The 23169-nt window shown below is 66.3% G+C and carries 21 protein-coding genes and 3 pseudogenes; 14 read left to right on the top strand and 10 right to left on the bottom strand.

All coding sequences use genetic code 11. The features are described 5' to 3' along the window. Positions 1–101: FAD-binding protein (locus A5782_RS26315; protein WP_156624055.1), on the bottom strand; the 101-nt coding region annotated here is incomplete at its 3' end. A gap of 379 nt (positions 102–480) precedes the next feature. Between A5782_RS26315 and A5782_RS21990 the strand changes: the two genes are divergently transcribed. Both A5782_RS21990 and A5782_RS21985 read left to right on the top strand, forming a co-directional pair. Next, a complete protein-coding gene (locus A5782_RS21990) occupies positions 481–2148 on the top strand; it encodes a nitrite/sulfite reductase (protein WP_067104202.1) in 1668 nt (555 codons plus the stop codon). A 7-nt stretch (positions 2149–2155) separates the two neighbouring features. Further along, entirely contained in the window at positions 2156–2872 is a 717-nt protein-coding gene (locus tag A5782_RS21985; RefSeq protein ID WP_067104201.1) for a sirohydrochlorin chelatase, read from the top strand. Here A5782_RS21985 and A5782_RS21980 read toward each other — a convergent pair. After that, positions 2869–3819: a LysR family transcriptional regulator gene (locus tag A5782_RS21980; RefSeq protein WP_067104200.1), complete on the bottom strand. Its 951-nt coding sequence runs from the start codon at positions 3817–3819 to the stop codon at positions 2869–2871. The two genes, A5782_RS21985 and A5782_RS21980, sit on opposite strands and share 4 nt — an antisense overlap. A 219-nt stretch (positions 3820–4038) precedes the next feature. Between A5782_RS21980 and fdxA the strand changes: the two genes are divergently transcribed. Together fdxA and A5782_RS21970 are read left to right on the top strand one after the other, a co-directional pair. Then, a complete protein-coding gene (gene fdxA / locus A5782_RS21975) occupies positions 4039–4365 on the top strand; it encodes a ferredoxin (RefSeq protein ID WP_067104199.1) in 327 nt (108 codons plus the stop codon). Between the two features lie 271 nt (positions 4366–4636). Further along, positions 4637–5929: an alpha/beta hydrolase gene (locus A5782_RS21970; protein WP_067104198.1), complete on the top strand. Its 1293-nt coding sequence runs from the start codon at positions 4637–4639 to the stop codon at positions 5927–5929. A 22-nt stretch (positions 5930–5951) separates the two neighbouring features. Here the strand turns inward: A5782_RS21970 and A5782_RS21965 are convergent, their stop codons facing one another. After that, positions 5952–6386: a protease inhibitor I42 family protein gene (locus tag A5782_RS21965; protein ID WP_067104197.1), complete on the bottom strand. Its 435-nt coding sequence runs from the start codon at positions 6384–6386 to the stop codon at positions 5952–5954. A gap of 100 nt (positions 6387–6486) precedes the next feature. Here A5782_RS21965 and A5782_RS21960 point away from each other — a divergent pair, with 100 nt between their 5' ends. From A5782_RS21960 to A5782_RS21930, 7 genes and pseudogenes are all read left to right on the top strand, one after another. Continuing rightward, a complete protein-coding gene (locus A5782_RS21960; protein WP_067104204.1) occupies positions 6487–8091 on the top strand; it encodes a Na+/H+ antiporter in 1605 nt (534 codons plus the stop codon). A 31-nt stretch (positions 8092–8122) separates the two neighbouring features. Then, positions 8123–9307: an AAA family ATPase gene (locus A5782_RS21955; RefSeq protein ID WP_067104196.1), complete on the top strand. Its 1185-nt coding sequence runs from the start codon at positions 8123–8125 to the stop codon at positions 9305–9307. A gap of 162 nt (positions 9308–9469) precedes the next feature. After that, positions 9470–10102, top strand: coding sequence for a TetR/AcrR family transcriptional regulator (locus A5782_RS21950; RefSeq protein ID WP_082943051.1), 633 nt, complete (start codon positions 9470–9472; stop codon positions 10100–10102). After that, positions 10095–11621: an FAD-dependent monooxygenase gene (locus tag A5782_RS21945; RefSeq protein WP_067104194.1), complete on the top strand. Its 1527-nt coding sequence runs from the start codon at positions 10095–10097 to the stop codon at positions 11619–11621. The genes A5782_RS21950 and A5782_RS21945 overlap by 8 nt, the downstream gene beginning before the upstream one ends. An 89-nt stretch (positions 11622–11710) precedes the next feature. After that, on the top strand, positions 11711–12856 hold the full coding sequence (locus A5782_RS21940) for a glycosyltransferase (RefSeq protein WP_067104193.1): 1146 nt from the start codon (positions 11711–11713) through the stop codon (positions 12854–12856). A gap of 65 nt (positions 12857–12921) precedes the next feature. After that, entirely contained in the window at positions 12922–13776 is an 855-nt protein-coding gene (locus A5782_RS21935) for a sulfurtransferase (RefSeq protein WP_067104192.1), read from the top strand. A 330-nt stretch (positions 13777–14106) separates the two neighbouring features. Next, a pseudogene (locus A5782_RS21930) lies at positions 14107–14331 on the top strand (sulfite exporter TauE/SafE family protein); the annotation flags it as partial. Positions 14332–14364: 33 nt separating this feature from the next. Here the strand turns inward: A5782_RS21930 and A5782_RS21925 are convergent. The 3 genes and pseudogenes from A5782_RS21925 to A5782_RS21915 all read right to left on the bottom strand — a co-directional run bounded on the left by A5782_RS21925 (position 14365) and on the right by A5782_RS21915 (position 16237). Continuing rightward, entirely contained in the window at positions 14365–14778 is a 414-nt protein-coding gene (locus A5782_RS21925) for an ArsI/CadI family heavy metal resistance metalloenzyme (protein WP_067104203.1), read from the bottom strand. Positions 14779–14813: 35 nt separating this feature from the next. Further along, positions 14814–15890 (bottom strand): annotated as a pseudogene (arsB, locus tag A5782_RS21920) (ACR3 family arsenite efflux transporter); the annotation flags it as partial. Continuing rightward, a complete protein-coding gene (locus A5782_RS21915; RefSeq protein WP_067104189.1) occupies positions 15878–16237 on the bottom strand; it encodes a helix-turn-helix transcriptional regulator in 360 nt (119 codons plus the stop codon). The gene A5782_RS21915 and the pseudogene arsB, both read right to left, overlap by 13 nt. A gap of 129 nt (positions 16238–16366) precedes the next feature. Between A5782_RS21915 and A5782_RS21910 the strand changes: the two genes are divergently transcribed. Beyond that, positions 16367–16891, top strand: coding sequence for a lipoprotein LpqH (locus A5782_RS21910; protein ID WP_067104188.1), 525 nt, complete (start codon positions 16367–16369; stop codon positions 16889–16891). Between the two features lie 43 nt (positions 16892–16934). Continuing rightward, on the top strand, positions 16935–17924 hold the full coding sequence (locus tag A5782_RS21905) for an alpha/beta fold hydrolase (RefSeq protein ID WP_067104187.1): 990 nt from the start codon (positions 16935–16937) through the stop codon (positions 17922–17924). A 93-nt stretch (positions 17925–18017) separates the two neighbouring features. Here the strand turns inward: A5782_RS21905 and A5782_RS21900 are convergent, their stop codons facing one another. Together A5782_RS21900 and A5782_RS21895 are read right to left on the bottom strand one after the other, a co-directional pair. Beyond that, a complete protein-coding gene (locus A5782_RS21900) occupies positions 18018–19220 on the bottom strand; it encodes a cytochrome P450 (protein ID WP_067104186.1) in 1203 nt (400 codons plus the stop codon). Positions 19221–19256: 36 nt separating this feature from the next. Continuing rightward, the gene (locus A5782_RS21895) at positions 19257–19919 is read right to left on the bottom strand and encodes a TetR/AcrR family transcriptional regulator (protein WP_067104185.1); all 663 of its coding nucleotides are present in this window, start codon (positions 19917–19919) and stop codon (positions 19257–19259) included. A gap of 215 nt (positions 19920–20134) precedes the next feature. Between A5782_RS21895 and A5782_RS21890 the strand changes: the two genes are divergently transcribed. Further along, entirely contained in the window at positions 20135–20920 is a 786-nt protein-coding gene (locus A5782_RS21890; RefSeq protein WP_067104184.1) for a spirocyclase AveC family protein, read from the top strand. Between the two features lie 107 nt (positions 20921–21027). Here the strand turns inward: A5782_RS21890 and A5782_RS21885 are convergent, their stop codons facing one another. Both A5782_RS21885 and A5782_RS21880 read right to left on the bottom strand, forming a co-directional pair. Then, a complete protein-coding gene (locus A5782_RS21885) occupies positions 21028–22002 on the bottom strand; it encodes an LLM class flavin-dependent oxidoreductase (protein WP_067104183.1) in 975 nt (324 codons plus the stop codon). A gap of 45 nt (positions 22003–22047) precedes the next feature. After that, positions 22048–23119: pseudogene (locus A5782_RS21880) on the bottom strand (dihydrodipicolinate reductase). Positions 23120–23169 lie beyond the last annotated feature (50 nt).

The following is a 23169-nucleotide window of genomic DNA, read 5'->3' as shown; positions in this document are numbered from 1 at the left end:
ACCACCGGCGCCAACTGCGCCCGCGCCGAATACAACGCCGCGGTATACCCAGCAGGACCCGAACCGATAATGATCACATCGTGGACGTCGGAGGAGCTCATACGAACCTTTCAGCTGGGTCTGCGTTACGGGCCAGACTACTGCGAATTAACCCCCGCGCCATGCCTGGCCGCCAATTTATTTGCGGCACAGTGTCTCCCAAAGATCGATGCCGGAATTGCGCTGGACGCCAGAGTGATCGCCGTCATCCGAAGTGAAGCAGCGCACACAACAATCGGTTGTGCCTTCACAACACATGACCTCTACTGACGCGGTGGTAAGTGGTGCACCATGGAAATCGCGACCCGTGGGTCCAACGACGAACCTACGGGTGCCTACAGACCAACATCATCGCGATGCCGCGGCCCGACAGCCCGCCCTGTGGCCGCATTACGGCCCGCTCTGCGCCGCCGCGAGGATGTTCGCGAAGGAGAACGACACATGACCACCGCACGTCCCGTCAAGACTCGCAACGATGGTCAGTGGGCGCTGGGCGATCGCGAACCGCTCAACCACGCCGAGCAGTTCAAAAACGACGACGCACCGCTCAACGTGCGCGACCGCATCATCAACGTCTACGCCAAAGAGGGCTTCGACAGCATCGCCAAGGACGACCTGCGCGGGCGATTCCGCTGGATGGGCCTCTACACCCAACGCGAACAGGGCTACGACGGCAGCTGGACCGGCGACGAGAACACCGACAAAATCGAAGCGAAGTACTTCATGATGCGGGTTCGCTCCGATGGCAAGGCGATGACCGCGCACACGATGCGCACCCTGGGTCAGATCTCCACCGAATTCGCCCGCGACACCGCCGACATCAGCGACCGGGAGAACCTGCAGCTGCACTGGGTCCGGATCGAGGACGTCCCCGAGATCTGGCGGCGGCTCGATTCGGTGGGATTGCAGACCACCGAGGCCTGCGGGGACTGCCCCCGCGGCATCCACGGTTCGCCGTTGGCCGGCGACTCGCTCGACGAGATCCTCGACCCGTCGCCTGCGATCGACGAGATCGTCCGGCGCTCCCTGAACAATCCCGAGTACGCGAACCTGCCGCGTAAGTACAAGACCGCGGTCTCGGGCCTGCAGGACGTCTCCCACGAGACCCATGACATCGCGTTCGTCGGCGTCAACCACCCCGAACACGGCCCCGGCCTGGATCTGTGGGTGGGCGGCGGCCTGTCGACCAACCCGATGCTGGCCCAGCGCCTCGGCGTGTGGGTGCCGCTGGACGAGGTGCCCGACGTCTGGGAGGGCGTCACCCGGCTGTTCCGCGACTATGGCTACCGGCGGCTGCGCGCGAAGGCCCGGCTGAAGTTCCTGGTCAAGGACTGGGGCACTGAGAAATTCCGTGAAGTTCTCGAACAGGAGTACCTCAACCGCCCGCTGATCGATGGACCGGCGCCCGCGCCGGTCAAGCACACCATCGACCACGTCGGGGTGCAGAAGATCAAGAACGGCCTCAACGCCGTGGGCGTCGCCCCGATCGTCGGGCGGGTGACGGGCAGCACCCTGTCGGCCGTGGCCGATCTGATGGAGAAGGCCGGCTCCGACCGCGCGCGCTGGACCCCGTTCCAGAAGCTGGTCATCCTCGACGTTCCGGACGACAAGGTCGACGAACTGATCGCTGGCCTGGACGCGCTGGGCCTGCCGTCACGGCCGTCGTCGTGGCGCAAGAACACGATGGCGTGCACCGGGATCGAGTACTGCAAGCTGTCGTTCGCCGAAACCCGGGTGCGGGCACAGACTTTGGTGCCCGAGCTGGAACAGCGCCTGGCCGACGTCGATTCCAGGCTCAACCTGCCGATCAGCGTGCATCTCAACGGATGCCCGAACTCGTGCGCCCGCATTCAGGTCGCCGACATCGGGTTCAAGGGCCAGTGGATCGACGACGGCGACGGCAATTCGGTCGAAGGCTTCCAGGTTCACCTCGGCGGCGGCCTGGGCGAGCAGAGCGGCTTCGGCCGAAAACTGCGCCAGCACAAGGTCACCAGCGCCGAACTGGGCGACTACATCGACCGGGTGACCCGCAAATACCTCGACGGACGCCAGGACGCTGAGACCTTCGCCTCCTGGGCGCTGCGCGCCGACGAGGACGAGTTGCGCTGAGGCCCAGATGAACACACTCGTACTCACCGCGCACGGCAGCCGCGACCCACGATCGGGCGTCAACGCCCAGGCCGTGGCCGACCGGCTGGCGCGGATGCGGCCGGACCTCGACGTGCGGCTGGCGTTCCTCGAGCTCAACGCCTCGGGCTTCGTCGACGTGCTGGCCGGGTTGCCGGATAGCCGCCGCGCGGTGGTCGCCCCGTTGCTGCTGGCCAGCGCCTACCACGCGCGTTTGGACATCCCCAAGCAGATCGCCGACGCCGGCGCCCACGCCATCCGGCAGGCCGACGTGCTCGGTGAAGACGACCGGCTGATCTCGGTGCTGCGCGAACGGCTCGCCGAGGTCGGGGTATCGCCTCGCGACGACGATCTCGGGGTGATGGTGGTCGCGATCGGTTCGTCGAACCTCGCCGCCAATGCACGCACCGCGAAGGTGGCGGCCAGGCTGGCCGTCGGCACCCGATGGGCCGGGGCCACAACGGCTTTCGCCACCCGGCCCGAGGCATCGGTGGCCCGCGCCGCCGAGCAGTTGCGCCGCCGCGGGGCGCGTCGGCTCGTGATTGCGCCGTGGTTCCTGGCGCCGGGTTTCATCACCGACGGGGTGTCAAACTTCGCCCGGGACAACGGTATTGCGATAGCGGCACCGCTGGGCGCGCACCGGTTGGTGGCCGAGACCGTGCTGGATCGCTACGACGAGGCACTTGCCGACGACGCTGCGGCCTAGCCTGTCGAAGCCGCAGTGCGGCTGATGATGTGGCTGAGCAAGTCGCGGATCGCTCCCGGCGGTGGAGTGCGTCCGCCGATCCAGATGGCCCGAAACTTGCGGCGCAGGTCCAACTTTGGGATGTTCACCGCGTACAACCGGCCTACCGCCAGGTCGTCGGCCACCGCCAGCCGGCTCATGGTCGCCGGGCCGGCGCCGGCGAGCACGGCGGCGCGCATGGCCGCCGCGGAGGTCAGTTCCAGCACGGGCGTCGCTTGCTGCATGTCCTCGCCCAGCACTTTGCGCAACGCCGCCGTCAGCGAATCGCGGATGCCCGAATGGGGTTCACGGGCCACCAACGGCGTCTGTGCGAGTTCGCGCGCGGTCACCACCCGCGACCGTCGCGCCCACTTATGGTTGGGCGGGACCACGATCACCAGCTCGTCCTCCCCTACCACACAGCTGCCTAAACCCTTTGGCGTACCGGGGTTTTCGACGAAACCAAGATCGGCGCTACCATCACGGACCGAGGCGATGGCGTGGTCGCTGTTGGTGGCGGTCAGGATCACCTGAGGCGCGGTATCGCCGCGCCGCGTCGCCTCGGCCTGCAGGGACAGCAGCCAGCCCGGCATGAGTTGTTCGGAGATCGTCTGGCTGGCCGACACCCTGATGCGTTCGCGACCTTCTTTTCGCAGCGAACCCAGTCCGGCGTCGACTTCGTTGGCGACTTCGAGCAGCCGGGCCGCCCAATCCGCGACTATCAGGCCGGCGGGCGTCAGTTGCGAGCCGCGCGTCGTGCGGACGGCCAGGGTGACGCCGATCTGGGCCTCCATGGTGGCAAGCCGCCGGGAGATCGCCTGTTGGGTCAGCCCGAGTTCGCGTGCGGCCCGGCCGAGGCTGCCGGTCTCGGCGATCGCCACGAACGCCTCGAACGAGGCGAGTTCGGGCAGCCGGGGGCTGAGGGGCATGGGCGGCAGCTCACAATCAAATCGTGTGACACAACTATAGCTTGTGACACCACAACGCCACGCCTCTACTCGCGCCCCGGCCGAGCCGCAACGATGGGACACATGAGGCGCGCAGGCTGGTAGCCCGCACGGGCGCCACCGCGCTAAATTAGCCAGCCAGACCGTGTTTTGACGGCTCGCAGCCGGCTGACCCGCTAGCCAGAAGGAAGGACAACACCCGTGGCCTACGTGATCGCCGAATCCTGTGTCGATATCAAAGACAAGGCATGCATCGAGGAATGCCCCGTCGACTGCATCTACGAGGGCGCCCGGATGCTCTACATCCACCCCGACGAGTGCGTCGACTGCGGTGCCTGCGAGCCGGTGTGCCCGGTCGAGTCCATCTTCTACGAGGACGACCTGCCGGCCGAGCACAGTCAGTACCTGCAGATCAACGCGGATTTCTTCGCCGAGCTCGGCTCGCCCGGCGGCGCGGCGAAGGTCGGACTGACCGAGAACGACCCGGCCCCGGTGAAGGAGCTGGAGAGCAGAGCAGAGGCGTCGTAGCCTTCGCCCGCCGCTAGTCCCACCCGGAGAGCCGGAACGTATCGCCTGACGGCGATCGTCCCGCTGTAGCGGCGGTTCGCCATCGGGGTCGGCGGTGTTTCGCCGGTCGTCAGCATGGATTCGATGTGCCGGTCGACGGCAGTCTCGACCGCGTCGATGGCCTCGTGCGACGTCGGCGCTTCGCGCCGCATGAACGGCAACTCGAGACAGGAGGCGCCGCTCGAGGTGGCGGTCTTGCGGGCGAGGCGCGCCCGTTTCGTAAGGTGAGGCAATGCGGACAGCTCGACCCATCCACGTCATCCGGCAAATAGCGTCCGCCGCGGTCACCACCCTGACCGCGGCGTCCACCCTCAACGCCTACCGGCCTCTGGCGCGCGGCGGATTCCCGTCGCTGTACTCCTGGATGTTCGGGCTCGTCGTCACCGAATTGCCGCTGCAGACGTTGCTGAGCCAGCTCGGTGGGCTGGCGTTGACCGGCCGCCGCCTCACCCGGCCGGTGCGAATAATCGCGTGGATTGTCGCCGGCCTCTCGGCGCTCGGCCTGCTGAACCTCAGCCGCGCGGGCCATCGGGCCAACGTTCCGCTGACCGAGGCATTGGACAGCGGGCTGGGAGCCGATCGGCTCACCGAGTCGGGGAGCCTGTGGCGTCGGCCGAGCGGCGGCGGCACCGCCAAGACGCCAGGACTACTAAGAATGCTGCGCATCTACCGCGACTACGCCCACGACTCCGACATCAGCTACGGCGAATACGGCAGCGCCAACCACCTGGACATCTGGCGACGTCCCGACCTCGACCCGGCCGGCAAGGCGCCGGTGCTCTTCCAGATCCCGGGCGGCGCCTGGACGACGGGAAACAAACGCGGTCAAGCTCATCCGTTGATGAGCCACCTGGCCGAACTCGGCTGGGTCTGCGTGGCGATCAACTACCGGCACAGCCCGCGCAACACCTGGCCCGACCACATCGTCGACGTCAAGCGCGCCCTCGCCTGGGTCAAAGAACACATCGCCGAGTACGGCGGCGACCCCGACTTCATCGTCATCACCGGGGGTTCGGCCGGCGGTCACCTGTCGGCGCTAGCCGCGCTGACGCCCAATGACCCGCAGTTTCAACCGGGGTTCGAAGACGCCGACACTCGGGTCCAGGCGGCGGTGCCGTTCTATGGCATCTACGACTTCACCCGGTTGGACAAGACGCTGCATCCGATGATGCCGGGACTGCTGATCAAGTCGATCATCAAACAAAAACCCTCGACGCACCGGCAGACGTTCGAGGCCGCGTCACCGGTCAACCATGTCCACCCCGACGCTCCTCCGTTCTTCGTCCTGCACGGCCGCAACGACTCGTTGGCCTACGTCGAGCAAGCGCGCACGTTCGTCGAGCAACTCCGGCAAGTCAGCACGCAAGCGGTCGTATACGCCGAATTGCCGTTCACCCAACACGCTTTCGACATTTTCGGCTCGGTCCGCGCCGCGCACGCCGCGGTGGCCGTCGAGCAATTCCTGGCCGAGATCTACGCGGCGCACCTGCGTGCCGACGTTGTTGCGGCTCCCGAGGTGTCCTGACCCTGCTAGAACCACAGATTGCCTATTGCACCGTGACGTTCAGCGTGTAGGTGCACGCCGGTTTGGCGTCCTTGCCCACGAAGCTGGAGTAGGCCGTGCTGACCGTGGTGGTCCCCGGTTTCAGCGCGGTGAACGTAAACACTTCGGTGCCCGGTGCCCCCAGCGCGTCGGACGTCGGCTGCTCGAACGCGTGACTGAGCTGCTTGATGACCGACGGGTCGCCGATCTTGGTGTCCGGGTTCCACCGGTAGGGGGTGGTGTAGTTCGAACCCAACTGCACGATCAGGGTGTTGCCGACGGCGATGGTGATGGTCTGGCTGATGTCGCTCTGCGTCAGCACATCGGTCATGGGCACCTGGAGCGTTTTGGTCGACGGCGGATTCCTGGACGCGAAGTGGCAACCCACCACCGTCGACAACATGAGCACGGCGACTGTTACCAGCAGCCTGACCTTCACCAGATCCCCCTTCGATGTCGCTCCGGAGCCTAATAGGTCCGATCCAGACCGAAGAGTAGGCGACGAGGCCGCCATGCGTTGCGTCCGGCAGGATGGGCTGGTGTTTGGCCTCGTACTGATCGTTGCTCTGGTATCCACCGTCATCGTCGGGACGGTCATCGGCCGGCGCTACCGCGTCGGTCCCCCGGTCTTGCTCATCTTTCTGGGCGCCTTGCTAGGCCTGATTCCCCATTTCGCGCACATCCATGTCAACGGCGAGGTCGTGCTGCTGCTGTTTCTTCCCGCGATCCTCTACTGGGAGGGCTTGAACACCAGCTTCCGCGAGATCCGGGCCAACGCGCGCATCATCGTGTTCCTCAGTGTCGCACTGGTGATCGCCACCGCGGTGGCGGTGTCATGGACGGCGCGAGCACTCGGCATGGAGCCCCATGCGGCGGCCGTCCTAGGTGCCGTGCTCTCCCCCACCGACGCCGCCGCGGTGGCCGGCCTGGCGAAGAAGTTGCCCCGTCGGTCGCTGACCGTGCTGAAGGCCGAGAGTCTCATCAACGACGGCACCGCACTGGTGCTGTTTGCCGTGACCGTCCACGTCGCGATTGGCGGGGCCGCTATCACCCCAGCCGACTTGGTCGGTCGGTTCATCGGGTCCTACCTCGGTGGTATCGCGGCCGGGCTGCTGGTCGGTGGAGCGGTGACGCTGCTGCGCAAGCGGATCGACGCACCCCAAGAGGAAGGAGCCTTGAGCCTGGTGACGCCTTTCGCGGCCTTCTTGCTGGCTCAATCGATGGAGTGCAGCGGAGTGGTCGCGGTGATGGTGTCGGCCCTGCTCCTCGCCTACGCCGGCCCGGTGGTGATCCGGGCCCGTTCCCGCCTGCAGGCCTATGCCTTCTGGGACAACGCGACATTCCTGCTCAACGGCTCGCTATGGGTGTTCGTCGGTGTGCAGATCCCGGGTGCGCTGCGCGGCATCGCAGGCGTCGACGGCGGCGTCCGCCATGCCCTGTTCGTGGCGCTGGTGATCACCGGCGTCGTCATCGTGTCTCGCATCTTCTGGGGCGAAATCACCACCCTGTTGATCCGGCTCATCGACCGCCGCCAGGTGCAACGCGAACGTCAGGTCAACTGGCGCCAGCGCTTCGTCACCGTCTGGGCGGGATTCCGTGGGGCCGTGTCGCTTGCCGCGGCGCTCGCCGTGCCGATGACAACGCTGAGCGGCACGCCGTTCCCCGACCGCAGCCTGCTGATCTTCATCGTGACCGTCGTCATCCTGGTGACCGTCCTGGTCCAGGGCAGCACGCTGCCGGCCGTCGTTCGGTGGGCGAAGATGCCCGAAGATCCAGCCCACGCCGAGGAACTGCAATTGGCTCGTTGTCGGGGGTCTCAGGCCGCCCTCTCCGCGCTACCCGTGGTCGCCGACGAAGTCGGGATCAGTGACGACCTGAGGCGGCGGCTGCAAAAGGAGTACGAAGAAAAGGCCGCGCTGGTCCTGGCCACCGAGAACGGTTCGCCGGACACTCGCATACTCAAGGGCCGGGAGAAGGTCCGGCGGGTGCGTCTTGGCGTGCTCGAACACAAGCGGCGGGAAATCACCTCGCTGCGAAACCAGAACCTCATCGACGACATCGTGCTGCGCGAGTTGCAGAACGAGATGGATCTCGAGGAAGTGCAACTCCTCGCCACCGCGGCCGACGACGACGAGGACGACTAGGGCGTCGGCGGCCGGCCGTACAGTCGGCCCCATGCTGCACACCGTCGCGATCCGCGGGTATCGCTCGCTGCGCGAGGTGATTCTGCCGCTGGGTCGTCTGTCGGTGATCACCGGCGCCAACGGCGCCGGCAAGTCGTCGCTGTATCGCGCGCTGCGGCTGCTGGCCGACTGTGGCCGCGGCGAAGTGATCGGGTCGCTCGCCCACGAGGGCGGCCTGCAATCGGTGCTGTGGGCCGGGCCCGAGCAGCCGTCCGGTGCGCGACGCTCCGGCAGGACCGAGGGCACCGTGCGCACGCGGCCCGTGTCCCTCGAATTAGGCTTCGCCGCAGACGATTTCGGCTATCTGGTGGATCTGGGCCTGCCGCAGTCGGCCGGAAAGTCGGTGTTCGCTCGCGATCCGGAGATCAAACGCGAAGTGTTGTTCGCCGGCCCGGTGCTGCGGCCCAGTACGACGCTGGTGCGACGGTCCCGCGTTTTCGCCGAGGCCAGCGCGGATTCCGGCAGTGGCTTCGACGAGTTGTCCCGGTCCCTGCCGTCCTACCACAGCGTGCTGGCAGAATACGCCCACCCGCACGCGCTTCCCGAGCTGGCGGCCGTGCGAGAACGGTTGCGCGGCTGGCGGTTCTACGACGGTTTTCGTGTCGACGCGGCGGCACCCGCCCGGCACCCGCAGGTGGGCACCCGCACCCCGGTGCTCTCCGACGACGGCAGCGACCTCGCCGCCGCGATCCAGACGATCCTCGAGTCGGAATTCGAGGATCTGAAGCGGGCCGTCGCCGAGGCATTCGACGGCGCCACCGTCTCGGTGGCCATCCATGACGGGTTGTTCGACCTCCAACTACGGCAACGCGGCATGCTGCGCGCGTTGCGCGCGGCTGAGTTATCCGATGGCACACTGCGTTTCCTGCTGTGGGCCGCCGCACTGCTGAGCCCGCAACCGCCCTCGCTGATGGTGCTCAACGAACCCGAGACCTCGCTGCACCCCGACCTGGTGGCCCCACTGGCCTCGCTGATCCGCACCACCGCCGCGAAGACGCAGGTCGTGGTGGTCACCCACTCCCGGTCGCTGCTGGAATTCCTGGACACGACGCCGGTGGCGGAGGCCGAGGACGAGGGACAAGCGATCGAGATCGAGCTGTACAAGGACTGGGGCGAAACACGCATCAGCGGCCAGACATTACTGACGACGCCCAGGTGGGATTGGGGCGCGCGCTAGACGCCCCTGCCTTCGCGGCGAGCTTCGAGTGTGCATCCTGGGCCGCCCACCCGGCGTGTCCCCGCCATGGCCGCACACTCAACGCCCTCCACGCACACTCGACGGAATATTGCCTACTAGGCAATATTGCCCACCAGGCAAGTTTGGCGTATGTTGGCCGCTGTGACCGGACTCCGTGAGCGCAAGAAGGCCGATACCCGGCGAGCGCTCAGTGATGCCGCGTTGCAGCTGGCGTTCGAACGCGGCCTGGAAAACGTGACACGCGAAGACGTCGCCAACATGGCAGGCGTCTCACTGCGCACGTTCAACAACTACTTCAGCGGCAAATACGAGGCACTGGCCTACCGGCAAGCCGAACGCGTGCGTCGCAGCGTCGCCGTGCTGCGGCAGCGTCCCGCCGACGAACCGCTCTGGACGGCACTCACCCATGCCGTGCTGGAACCGCTGGAGGCCGACTTCGGGGACGTGTACGGTGACGAGAACCGCGCCCCCAGTCGCCAAGAGCTCGTCGAGGTCCGCAAACTCGTCATGCACCCTCAAGTGCGGAACTCGGTGCCACACAACCTGTTCGACGAATTGCTCCACGCCATCTCCGAACGTACGGGGACCGACCCCGACCGAGACCTGTACCCACGACTGGTGATGGCCATCGTGCGTGCCATCGGCGACGCCGCCGCCGACGCCTACGTCCGGGCCGATCCGCCGGTGGCCATCACCGCACTGATCCGCGAGGGCTTTGCCGCCGTCAGCGCAGGATTGCCCGAACCGAACAGAAAGAAGGCACGCCATGGCTGACGAACATGCCGACGTCGTCGTCGCCGGCGCCGGACCCAACGGGCTGCTGGTGGCCTGCGAGTTGGCGCTGGCGGGTCTCAGGCCCGTCGTATTGGACGCCCTGCCCGGTCCCAGCGCTGAGCCGAAGGCCAACGGCCTTGTCGGCCAAGTGGTTCGGATGCTTGACATGCGCGGCCTCTACCGGGAGTTTATTGGCGACCCCGAACCCCCGCAACCGGTTTACGGGTGGATCTTCGCGGCCATGACGCTGAACTTTCTCGGCGTGCCCGATAACCCGATGTACGCGCTGCCCATCCAACAGCCCCGGGTGGTGCGGCTGCTGGAGAAGCGGGCGCGGGACTTCGGAGTGGACGTGCGCTGGGGGCACGCATTCACCGGCCTGCGGCAGGAAGCGAATTCTGTTGAGCTGACGGTGTCCTCGCCGGAGCGCGAGTATCGCATCGACGCCGGGTATCTGGTCGGCGCCGACGGCGGACGCAGCCTGGTCCGCAAGACCGTAGGCATCGACTTCCCCGGGTACACATCGCAGACCGTCGGGCGGCTGGCCCACGTGCACATCCCCGACGGACTCCGCCGCGCCGACGGCGGCATCGACGTCCCCGGATTCGGCCGGATTGCGTTCGGCCACACGCGGTTGGATTGCGGCGGGCTGATTTATGCCGAGTTCGAACCCGGCCGCTCGCTGTTCGGCACCATCGAGTTCGGGCCGCCGGTCGAGGACGACCCGATGAGCCTGGCCGAACTGCGCGAGAGCGCGCGCCGCGTCCTCGGCGTGGATCTGCCGTTCGAGGAACCGAAAGGCCCGGGGCCGCACGCCCTGCGCCGGATCAACGGACAGAACACGCGCCACGCGGAGCACTACCGCGACGGACGAGTTCTGCTGCTCGGTGACGCCGCCCATGTGCATAGCGCCATGGGCGGACCGGGCCTGAACCTTGGCCTGCAGGACGCGATGAACCTGGGCTGGAAGCTCGCGGCCCACCTCAACGGCTGGGCACCCGCGGGATTGCTCGATACGTATGAGTCCGAGCGCCACCCCGTGGGCGAGCGCGTCATGATGCACTCGATGTCGCAGACCGCCCTGATGGCGCCGGGGCCCGAAGTCGCTGCGTTACGAACGCTCATGGGCGAACTGTTCGCCATTCCCGACGCCGCCCGGCACATGGCGGCGCTGCTGGCCGGCGCCGACGTGAGGTATGACGTGGGTGACCATCATCCGCTGTCGGGTTGGCTCGCGCCTGACCTGACGCTCGATGATGGCCGACGCGTGGCCGAGTTGTTGCACGAGGCCCGCCCGGTGTTGCTCGACCTCAATGGAGGCGGCGTCGGGGACACGGCGCGTGGCTGGGCCGATCGTGTCGACACCGTCAGCGCGAGCACCGCTGATCGCCCCGCCGCGGCGCTGCTGATCCGGCCGGACGGCTATGTCGCCTGGGCGGCCGACGAATTCGGCTCGTCCGAACAAGCGGCCCTGAAGGCGGCGCTGCAGCGCTGGTTCGGGCCGCCGACGAGCAAATAACGCCGTCCGCGAGCGAAGTTCACGGAGTGTTCAGGCACGCGTCGGTTCACCATTGGTGAGTGCACACGCGCACCGCGTGTTCTCACGTTATGCGCGTTGTACAGGTCGCCAATTTCTATGGCCCTCGCTCCGGCGGCCTCCGCACCGCGATCGACCGGCTGGGCGCGGAATATTGCGCCGGCGGGCACGAGGTCTTTCTGATCGTCCCCGGTCAACGCGTCGAGCGCGCCCAGCTGTACACCGGCGTGATCCGAATTACTCTGCCCGCCCGCTTGATTCCTTTCACCGGCGGCTACCGTGCGGTGATGCCGGGCCCGGTCAAGGCGCTTTTGGAAGCGCTGCGCCCCGACGCGCTGGAGGTCTCGGACCGCCTCACCCTGCGGTCGCTGGGCCGTTGGGGCCGCGACTACGGCGCCACCACTGTGATGATCTCCCATGAGCGATTGGATCGCCTTGTAGGACAAGTTCTTCCGCGTCGGGCCGCACGCAAATTCGCCGACGTGGCCAATGCGCGCACCGCAGCGAACTACGACACCGTCGTATGCACCACGGTTTTCGCCCGCGAAGAATTCGACCGGATCGGTGCCGACAACACCGTGACGGTCCCGCTCGGTGTGGACTTGCAGACGTTTCATCCGAGTCGCCACTCGTATCTGGTGCGTGAGCGCTGGGCCGCGCCGACGCAGATGCTGCTGGTCCACTGTGGGCGGCTGTCGGTCGAAAAGCGTGTCGACCGCAGCATCGACGCGCTGGGCGCGTTGTGCCACGCCGGTGTCGATGCGCGGCTGGTGGTGGTGGGCGAGGGACCGTTGCGGCCCAGGCTGGAGCGCCAGGCGGCGCGGCTCCCGATTGATTTCACCGGTTTCATCTCCGATCGCAATACCGTGGCGCAGCTGCTCGCTTCGGCCGATGTGACGCTGGCGCCGGGGCCGCATGAGACATTCGGGCTGGCCGCGCTGGAGTCGCTGGCGTGCGGAACGCCGGCCGTGGTCTCGCGCACGTCGGCGCTGACCGAGATCATCACCCCGGACAGCGGTGCGTCGGCCGATAATGACCCGGCCGCCATGGCAAAAGCGGTCGCCGCCATCGCCAGTCGACCCGAACGGGAACGCCGCATTTCTGCCCGACGCCGCGCCGAGGACTTCACTTGGCACCGCGCCGCGACCGGCATGCTGGCGTCGCTCGGGGCGCCGGCCTTCGACGAGCCGCCCGGCGGTTCCGAACAGACCGCCTAGACCTAGAGGTCGGAAGCCGCGCACGGCGGCTGGCTAGGCTCGCTGGAGACCGACAGGAGGATCCGGTGGGAGCACGCAGTCAGGTATTGATCACCGCCGCCGAGTTGGCGGACATCATCGCGGCCGGCGCTCCGGTGACCATCCTGGACGTGCGGTGGCGGGTCGACGATCCCGACGGGCGCGCCGCCTACCTGGACGGGCACATTCCGGGGGCGGTGTATGTCTCGCTCGACGACGACCTCAGCGACCACGCGGTTTCCGGTCGGGGGCGTCACCCGCTGCCATCCGGGCGCGCTCTGGAGGCCGCCGCGCGTAACTGGGGGATCCGGCAGGACGCGTTGGTGGTGGTGTACGACGACTGGAATCGCGCCGGTTCCGCACGTGCATGGTGGGTGCTGACGGCGGCCGGGATCGACAACGTCCGCATTCTGGACGGCGGGTTGGCCGCGTGGCGGTCGGCGGGACAACGCCTCGAGACGGGGCGGGTCGATCCGGCACCCGGGAATGTGACTGTGCCGCACGATGATCTGTATGCGGGAAGCCGCCGTACCCTGACGGCCGAGCGTGTCGCCGACGACACCGTGACGCTGCTTGACGCGCGCGCACCGGAGCGCTACCGCGGCGACATAGAACCTCTCGATCCCGTTGCCGGCCACATCCCCGGCGCGAAGAACCTTCCCAGCGGCACGGTCCTGGCCCCCGACGGCACCTTCCTCGCCGACGACGCACTGGCACAACTGTTGTCCGATCGCGCAATCGAGCGTCACGATGCAGTGGCCGCCTACTGCGGATCGGGCGTCACCGCCACGGTCGCGATCGCCGCACTCGCCGCGATGGGCCGCGAAGCCGCGTTGTATCCGGGGTCGTGGTCTGAGTGGAGCTCGGATCCGGACCGTCCGGTGGAGCGTGGCGGCCAATAGTCGACTTTCGTCGCCCGGCGGCGACCGACCATAGGGCAACTCGCCAAAGCGCTAGCAGATGCGCTAGCGGATCTGCGAAGCGCCTAATGGTCGGAAAGTGCTGGTACACATAGCAGACTCGAGAGGTCTGCCGACCGACGAACGGATGCCGACCAACGGATCTCTGTTAGCCTGTGATCGATAGCGCCTAGGGTTCCGACGTCAATCGGCGTGTCTGGTCCGAGCGGCGCCACCGCGTTCTCCGATGGGACGCGGTCATCTGAACGGACAAAAGCCTGGAGGACCCCGGCAGGTGCGACTCGCGCCGGCCGAGAAGGTCCTTTCATGCTGGCCTTGCTGCTCTACATCAGCAAGATCAGCACCTTCGGCCAGTTGGGTGCGCTCAGCTTCGCCGTCGTAGTCCGCGGGTTGGTCATCGGCGCTGCCTTGATGATCGGCCCCTTTGTCACGCGCTCGATCGTGCGCCGGGCCCATCCGCGCCATTACGCGATTCTGATCGACCTGGTGCTCGTCGTCGCCGCCGCCGGCATGTTCATCGCGACGGCGGCTTGCTGAAACGCGTTGTGCAGGACAAGCATTTGATGCGGCCTAAGAGGTGCAGCAGGTGCAGTCCGATTGGTCGGTAAGTCCGAACGTCTCGGAATCGGCCTTCACCGTGTAGATCTCCCAGCGTTCACCGCCCGGACCGGTCACCCACACCTTGTCTTGAGTGGCGAAGCAACACGTGGTGTCGATCTCGTCATCAGTGAGCAGACCGGCCCCGGCGAGACGTCTGCTCTCGGTGTGCACGGCGTCGCTGGAGGCGACCTCGACGCCGAGGTGGTTCAGAGTGCCGCCGTGGCCGCGGTTTTCCAGCAAGACCAATTTGAGCGGCGGGTCGGCGACGACGAAATTGGCATAGCCGGGTTTGATTTTTGCCGGTTCGACCCCAAAAAGTTTGGTATAGAAAGCGATTGCCTCGTCGAGATCGTCGACGTTGAGGGCCATCTGAAGGCGTGACATGGTCATCTTCCTTTCGCCGCCCACTCGGGGGTCTCACCAAAGAGCCGCGGTCGCAGCGCGAGCGACACGTAGACCAGTGCGACCAGGATCGGCACTTCGATCAGGGGTCCGACCACACCGGCCAGGGCCTGCCCGGAGGTGGCGCCGTAGGTGGCGATCGCCACCGCGATCGCGAGTTCAAAGTTGTTTCCGGCGGCGGTGAACGCCAACGTGGTGGTGCGTGCGTATCCGAGCCGAAGCAGCACTCCCAGCCCATATCCCCCCGCCCACATGATGGCGAAGTACATCAGCAGCGGCAGCGCGATCCGGGCGACATCCCAAGGCCGGGAAGTGATCTGGTGGCCTTGCAGCGCGAAGAGGACAACGATGGTGAACAGCAACCCGTACAACGCCCACGGCCCGATCCGGGGCAGGAAACGACTCTCATACCAGCTGCGGCCTTTGGCGCGCTCGCCGAGACGACGCGATAGGTATCCGGCCAGTAGCGGAATGCCCAGGAAGATCAGCACGGATTTCGCGATGTGCCAGGCGGATACATCGATGCCCGTCGTGCGTAGACCCAGCCACCCTGGCAGCACCGACAGGTAGAACCAGCCCAGTGCGGCGAACATGACGACCTGGAAGATCGAGTTCAGTGCGACCAGGACCGCGGCGGCTTCGCGGTCGCCGCACGCAAGGTCGTTCCAGATGATGACCATGGCGATGCAGCGGGCCAAACCCACGATGATCAGCCCGGTGCGGTACTCCGGCAGATCCAGCAGCAGCAGCCAGGCGAGCGCGAACATCACGGCGGGCCCGATCAGCCAGTTCAGCACCACCGACGTCACCATGAGCTTGCGGTCGCCGGTGACGCTGTCGAGCTGGTCGTAGCGCACTTTGGCCAACACCGGATACATCATCACCAGCAGACCGATCGCGATGGGCAGCGAGATGCCGTCGACCGCAACGGCGCTGACCGCCCGCCCCAGGTCGGGGACGAGCCGGCCTAGCAGCAGACCCGCGATCATCGCGAGGGCGATCCATCCGGGCAGGAATCGATCCAGCGTCGGGAGCCGGGAGCTCACCGCCGGGCCGGGGGCCGTGCCGATCCGCCCCTGGCTCACGACCCGCATCCCGCGGCCACTCGCGCGTCGACGCTCAGCACCGACGAAAGTTGTTGCAAGGCAGCGGGAACCACCCAGTAATACACCCATGTTCCGCGTCGTTCACAGTCCAACAGCCCCGCCGACCGCAGCGTCTTCAGGTGATGGGAGATCGTCGGCTGCGAGACGTCAAATGTCTGGGAGATCTCACAGACGCAGGCCTGACCACCCGGGTGGCTGGCGACCAGACTCAACAGTCGCAACCGCACCGGATCGCTGAGCGCCTTGAACATGGCGGCCAGCTCCACGGCCTGCGGCTCGCCCAACGCGGCTGCTCCCAGCGCCGGGCAACACTCCGCTGGCACTTGCTTCGACATCCATCTATATAAGCATGTATCGAATCAACCCGCCAGCGGTGGAGTTTTTCCCGTGCTGCGGTTTTAAGTCGGGTGGGAGAAACGAACAGGCCCTATAGTCCTCGTGACGTCCAAGCAAGAGGGGGTGCCATGACCAATCCCGACTATCGCCGCAACGGGCGGATCGTTCGCGCGGCTGCCGCGCTCGGCGTGGTGGTGTTGGGGGCCAGCCTGCCGGCCTGTTCTGGCAAGGGGGATCACCCGGCTGCTGCCCCGAGTTCAGGGCCGGCTTTGGCAAGCACGACCGTCATGATCGATGGGAACAAGCACACGATGATCGCCGCCGTGGACTGCACACGATCGGCGGCACAGCCAAGTGCTTCTCCCCCGGAATCGGGTGACCTGACCACTCGAATCAGCGTGCACGACGATTCCGCATCGGTGTCGCTGGCCGTCTCGGATGAGCAACCGCCGACCATCGACGGCTTCGCCATTTCGCTCAAGCTGGACAGCGGCCAGTATCAATTGCCTTACCAGGGAACCAAGTCACCAACTCAGGTCCAAGCGACCAAGGACGGTAAGAGCTACACGGTGACCGGGACGGGCCAAGCGACCACACCCGGTCAAAGTGGTTTGCGTGACGTCACGTTCGGAATTCACGTGACGTGCCCGTAAGCAGGTGGTTGTCTGCCGCGACCACCTCTGCGATGCTGACAGCTTGGACCTCTTTGCGCAGTGGCAAGACGGCGGCACCGAGCTTCGTTGGCGCTCGACGACCGCGGCCAACGACGGGCAGGAAGTCGCCGTGTTCGCCCGCCGTTGCGGCACTCCCGGTGCGCCCGCATTGGTGTTGGTGCACGGCTTTCCGACCAGCAGCATCGACTATTTCGCGTTGGCGGGTGAACTGAGCTCGGATTTCGACATCTACCTGTTGGACTTTCCCGGCTACGGACTCTCCGACAAACCACCCGAGCCCTACGTGTACTCGCTCTACGACGACGCGCGCCTGCTCGTCCACGCGATCACTGAGGTGTGGGAGCTCACCGAATACCGCATGCTCACCCATGACCGCGGCAGCAGCGTCGGCATGATCGCCCTGGGCATGCTGGCAGCGCAGGATCCGCCGGTCGTACCCGTCGACCTTGTTTTGACCAACGCCAACATCTACCTTCCGCTGTCCAACCTCACCGCATTTCAGACCGCGCTGCTCGACCCCGCCACCGCACGAGCCACCGCGGCGGCGACGACGCCGGAGATGCTGGCGGCCGGCATGGGCGCGAGCACGTTCATGCCGCGACGCACATTGGAAGATCCGGAGATCGCCGCACTGGCCAAATGCTTCGCCCATAACGACGGAATCCGCGTGCTGCCCGACACCATCCAATATCTCCACGAGCGCGCCGCGGACGAAACCGGTTGGCTGGAAGCGCTTTCCACGAGCGACGTCAACACGACCGTGGTCTGGGGCGTTCACGACAACGTGGCACCGTTGCGAGTCCCCAACCATGTCTGGCAGATGTATCTGAAAAGCAAGCCGGGCCGCAACCGCTACTGGGTGGTTCCCGGCGCCGACCACTATCTGCAGTGCGACGCCCCAGGTCAACTAGCCCAGATCGTGCGCCTCACCGCGCAAGGCGAGGCTATCCCGTTGCAGACGTTGGGAAATCGGCCCGACGGCGCGGTGTTGGTGGATCAAAGCGGCTCCTAGCCACGCCGAGTGTGACGCTAGCGTCACACTGGGCGCCGAGTGTGACGCCAGCGTCACGCTCGCGGACCGGAACGCGACGTCGGCCCTGACGGCTTACCGGGTGACGACGGGCAGGCGTGCCCACCCGCGCACGCTCGCGGTGTGCGCCCGTTGGGCATTCGCATAGTCGACTTCCCAGTCGGGCCAGCGTTTGAGGACTTCTTCGAAGGCCACCCGCGCTTCGAGCCGGGCCAGCGCCGAGCCCAAGCAGAAGTGCAGGCCCTGCCCGAAGCTGAGATGACCTCCGCGGCGGTGGATGTCGTAGTGATCCGCATCCGGGAAGTGGTTTTCGTCGCGGTTGGCCGACGCGTTCAGCAGCAGCATGAACGACCCCTCGGGAACCACGCGACCATAGTGCTCTGCGTCGCGCGCGACGTAGCGGGCCTGCACCGGTGACGGCGGCTCGTACCGCAAGGTCTCTTCGATCGCACCGGGGATCAGCGACGGGTCCGCAACGAGTTCGCGGCGTTGATCCGGGTGATCGGATAACAGCTGGCCCATGAATCCGATTAACCGAGCGGTGGTTTCGTTGCCGGCACCCGCGATCATCGCGGTGTAGGACAGCACCTCGGTTCGCGACAGGGGGCGCCGCGTGCCGTCGGACTCATCGATCTCGGCCCGCAGTAGTTCGGTCATGAGGTCGTCGGAGGGATGGCTGGCCCGCCATTCGATGTACTCGGCAAACAGGGCAATGGAATTCGAGAAGACATTTGCATCGACGGCGGCGGGGTCGCTGTCCTTGGACAATCCGATGTTGGCGACGCTGCGGTCTCGGATCTTTTCTTGATCGGCCTCGGGGATGCCCAAGAGGTAGCCGATGGTCCGCATCGGCATCATCGCGCCGAGGTCTGCGATGAAATCGAAACCACTCTCGCCGACCAGCGGATCCAGCTCGCGGACACAGAACCCTCGCACCAAATCCTCCACCGCCAGCATGCGCCGGGGCGTGAAGACACGGGACAGCAGCTTGCGGTGCAGATCGTGCAGCGGAGGATCCTCGAACAGCAGAATGCCCGGAGGCACTTCGATGTTCGCGAACAAGATGTCGGCGGTAGTGCCCCGCCCGGAGCGGTAGGTCTCCCAGTTCGGCAGTTCGCGCACCACATCCTCGTATCGACTGAGCGCGTAGAAGTTGTACTTCTCGTTGTAGTACAGCGGCGCTTCTTCGCGCATCCGTTTCCACACCGGATACGGGTTCGAGTCGATCTCGACATCGAATGGGTCGTAGTACAACTCGATGGCGCTGGTGCCTGTCATTTCCAATTCCTCTGGTGCAGTGGCGGATTGAACGGCTCAGCCGTTCCTGTGCAAGAAGCCGTGCAGGGTCGCATGGACAAGTTCGTCGACGATGGTCTCGCGCGGCGGCGGCTCGGTGCCGAAGTAGGTCGAACGCAAGGCCGCCATACCGGCGATCATCGCGACTGTCGAGTGGGCGGGCAGGTCCGGATGGTCGGACCGCAACCCGCGCAGGTGCATGCCCTCGGCGCTGATCTGACCGAGCGCCGTGATCGCCTGCCTGATCTCGGCGATGCCGGCGTCGGCCTTTTCGTCTTCGCTCAGCGTCTCCGATGCCATCAGGGTCAGCAGGAGACCCTGGTTTTCGACGAACACGTCGTAAAGCTGCCCGACGAACCGCCGCGCCAGCTCCTGCTCGTCGGTCTCCTCGGGCACGACCGACTGCCAGGTCCGGCCGAATTCCTCGACGAAGTCGGTGAAGGGCAGTACGAGCGCCTCCCGGAACAGCGCGGCCTTGGAGCCGAAGTGGCGAAACAACAGGTGCTCGGTGACGCCCGCGGCCTGGGCGATTTCGCGCGTCGTCGTGCTGCGGTAGTCCTGCCGGGCGAAGCGGGCCCGGGCGGTATCGAGCAGCAGCTTGCGCGGCGCACCGCGCGGCCGGCGGATCGAGGCCGACGCCTCTGGTGCGCTGCGCCTGGTGGTGGACGGCCGCTGGGCCACGTCGTCATCTCCTCACCCGATGGTTGACTGCCTTTTAGGATAGTGTGCACTATCTAATGAGTCGAGCTGGATTGGGAAGTCGAGCGCGGACTGGGAAGGGGCGCGACAGTGGGCGCGGTCATCATGCTTGGCACGCTGTTCGGACTGATCGTCCTGATATTCGGTCTGGTACTGCGTTTTGACCCGCAAGCTCGCGGCGGTCGAGGAGACGGCCGATGAGCTCCCAGATGACACCGGTGATGCAGGCGGCCAGTGACTTCGCGCTCATCGGCGGCATCGCGTTCAGCGTGCTCGGGATCTATCTGAGCGTTCGCCGGCACCGCCTGCACCCACTGCTGCTGCTGTGCATCTCGGCGATATCGTTCTCCTGGATCGAGGCGCCCTACGACTGGGCGATGTACGCCCAGTTCCCGCCCGCCATCCCCCGCATGCCGGCGTGGTGGCCGCTGAACGTGACGTGGGGCGGGTTGCCCTTGTTCGTTCCGGTCGGCTACATCTCGTACTTTGTGCTGCCGGCCGTGACCGGCACGGCGCTCGGGCGATGGCTGAGCGCACGCTTCGATTGGCGCAGGCCCCAAACGCTTTTGGTGGTCGGTCTCATCGTCGGCTTCTGCTGGGCGCTGTTCTTCAATGGATTCCTGGGCGCCAAGCTCGGCGTCTTCTACTACGGCCGGGTGATCCCCGGCCTGGCGATCCGCGAGGGGACCGTACACCAGTACCCGCTCTACGATTCCCTCGCGATGGCCATCCAGATGATGCTCTTCACCTACCTGCTCGGTCGCACGGACGGGCAAGGGCGCAATGTCATTGAGATGTGGGCCGAGAGCAGGTCGAAGAGCCGGGCCGGCTCATCGATCCTGTCGGTCGTCGCCGTGATCGTCGTCGGAAACGTTCTCTACGGCGCCGTATTCGCGCCCCACCTGGCGACGAAGCTAGGCGGCTGGGTCACCACCGAACCGGCAGGCGAGCTGTTCCCGGGCGTACCGAACCAACCGAAGTAGCCGAAGGGATCGGTCAAAGCGGTCATCGAGGCCTACGGCGAGTTGTGCGACGAGGGCTGCCTGGCCATCTTCGGACCCGATATCGACCGCAATGCGAGGCGTGGGGATCAGCCGAGGGCCTCGGGAAGCACGACCTCGCCGACGCGCTCAAGATACGGCCACGCGATGTCCGGTGGCAGCCCGCCGCACAGCGGTGACAAGTTAAGCACCTGTCCGCCCTTCACCCGCGAGATCGCCTCCGGGACAGAGATAATCACGTGCGATGTCCCCGTCTCGCGCAGCTCGTCGACGGTGTTCACGTGCGAGAAGCCGGCCGTCGTCTCGTCCCCGGGATTCCACGCGGCGTAGGTTCGCACGTCGTGCAGCAGATGCTCGCCGATCTCTTTCCACGCCTGATCGACGTCATCGGCGACGAACACGACCGAGGGGGTATTGCGGTCGGGAAACATCGTCGGCCCGGGCTCGTGGCCGTGCTCACGGCATGCCTCTTCGTAGGCCTCCCGCATGCCCGCCGCGTTCGCGTTGCCCAGCATGCCCAGCCCGTACCTGCCGGCCCGGCGAGCCGCCGCGATCGTTCCGCCACCCCACATCAGTCCCGGCCCGCCGGCAGTCAGCGGGCGAGGTGTCACCGTGATCCGCCGCCCGTCTTCGACGACGGTTTCACCGGCAAGCAGTCGCCGCAGCAGTGCGAGTTTCTCGTCGCAGAGGCGGCCACGCTTCTTGATGGGCACGCCGAAGTGCTCGAACTCCTCGGGCCGGTAGCCCAGGGCCAAAATGTAGGACGCCCGCCCCTTGCTGATGATGTCGAGGACCGCCATGTCCTCGGCGAGGCGCACGGTTTCGTAGAACGGAAGGATCAGGATCAGGCTCAGCGCCAGACGCTGCGTTCGCGCCGCCACCGCGGAGGCCAGCAAAAACGGTGACGGCAGGTAGCCGTCCTCGGATCCGTGATGCTCACACAGCACGGCGGCCAGACCACCGTGTTCTTCGGCCCACGCGCACATTTCGGGGGCCGCGGCGTACAGATCGGTTGGCGGCGCGGCCCATTGAGGGTCGCGCATGTCGAAGCGCAGTGTGTACACGGCAAACTCCTAGGTGGCCTAATCTTTGTGCTGCACGTTACACCTTCAGTCGAAGGCGTAAAGCGGCAGAGTCATGGGGATGTCCAGCGAGCTGAGCAGGCCCGGGGGCGCGTTGACCACATAGGGGATCGCGTTGACCACGCGCATTGCCGTGGACGCCATCGCGGCTCGCCCCGCCGCGCGGCCCTCGGCCGCCCCCAGGGTCATCACGCAGTGGATGTCGGGATCACCCTCGATGTCGACCCGATAGGTCGCGTCGAACTGCGATGTCGGCCAACCGGGTGCGACGTCGCGGGCCATCCGGATGACGTGCTCGATCACGATGGCCTCGCGGCCACTGACCACTCCCGCGGCGCGCGTGCGCACCGCGCCGCAGGTGCCCGCCTCGATGGTGCCGAACGCCACCTCGATGTCCCGGTCCGTCAGCTCGCGGTCGAGCGAGCCGCGTATGTGCTCCACCTCGACACCAAGTCCGTCTGCGATCAGGTAAATCGGTGCCTTCCAAGCCATTTCGATGAATCCCGGCGTCTTCAGCATCGGCTCGAAGTCCAGCGGCCGGCCAAAGCCCATCCCGTCCATCATCACGTCGGCGACCGGATAGTGATCATTGAGCGCGACCTCGCTGGCCGTGATCCGCCGGATGCTCTTGGACTGCGTCGTCATGAGCAGCGCGAGCTGATCCGAGGCGAAGCCGGGAAAGATGCCCGACACGTAGAACGACGCCTGGCCGGCCTTGGCCGCACCGTCCAGCTCGTCGCGCCAGTGGGGTGCGAAATAGGACGGCGGGTACACCAGACTCGTCGACGACGTCGACACCACATTGATGCCGGCCGCCAGCAGACGCACGTAATCGGGCACCGCCAACGCGTCGCGCTCCGGACCGCTGGCCGCATAGATGACGCAGTCGGGTTTGGCGGCGATCAGCGCGCCGGCGTCGTTGGTGGCTCGCAGGCCGATCGGCTCACCGCCGGCCAGTTCGCCGGCGTCCTTGCCGACCCTTTTCCTCCGAGTGCACCCACACGCCGACCAAATCCAGATTGGGGCGCCGCGAAACAGCACGGATGGCGATCGAACCGATGCCGCCTGTCGCCCACACCACCACGCGATGAGCCGTCATCTTCTGCCTCCTCAGGTGCGTGCGCGTCCCGCAAACATGATGAAAACCGC

The organism is Mycobacterium sp. 852002-40037_SCH5390672, assembly GCF_001665875.1.
Lineage (GTDB): Bacteria > Actinomycetota > Actinomycetes > Mycobacteriales > Mycobacteriaceae > Mycobacterium.
This window is presented reverse-complemented; position numbering and strand designations above follow the sequence as displayed.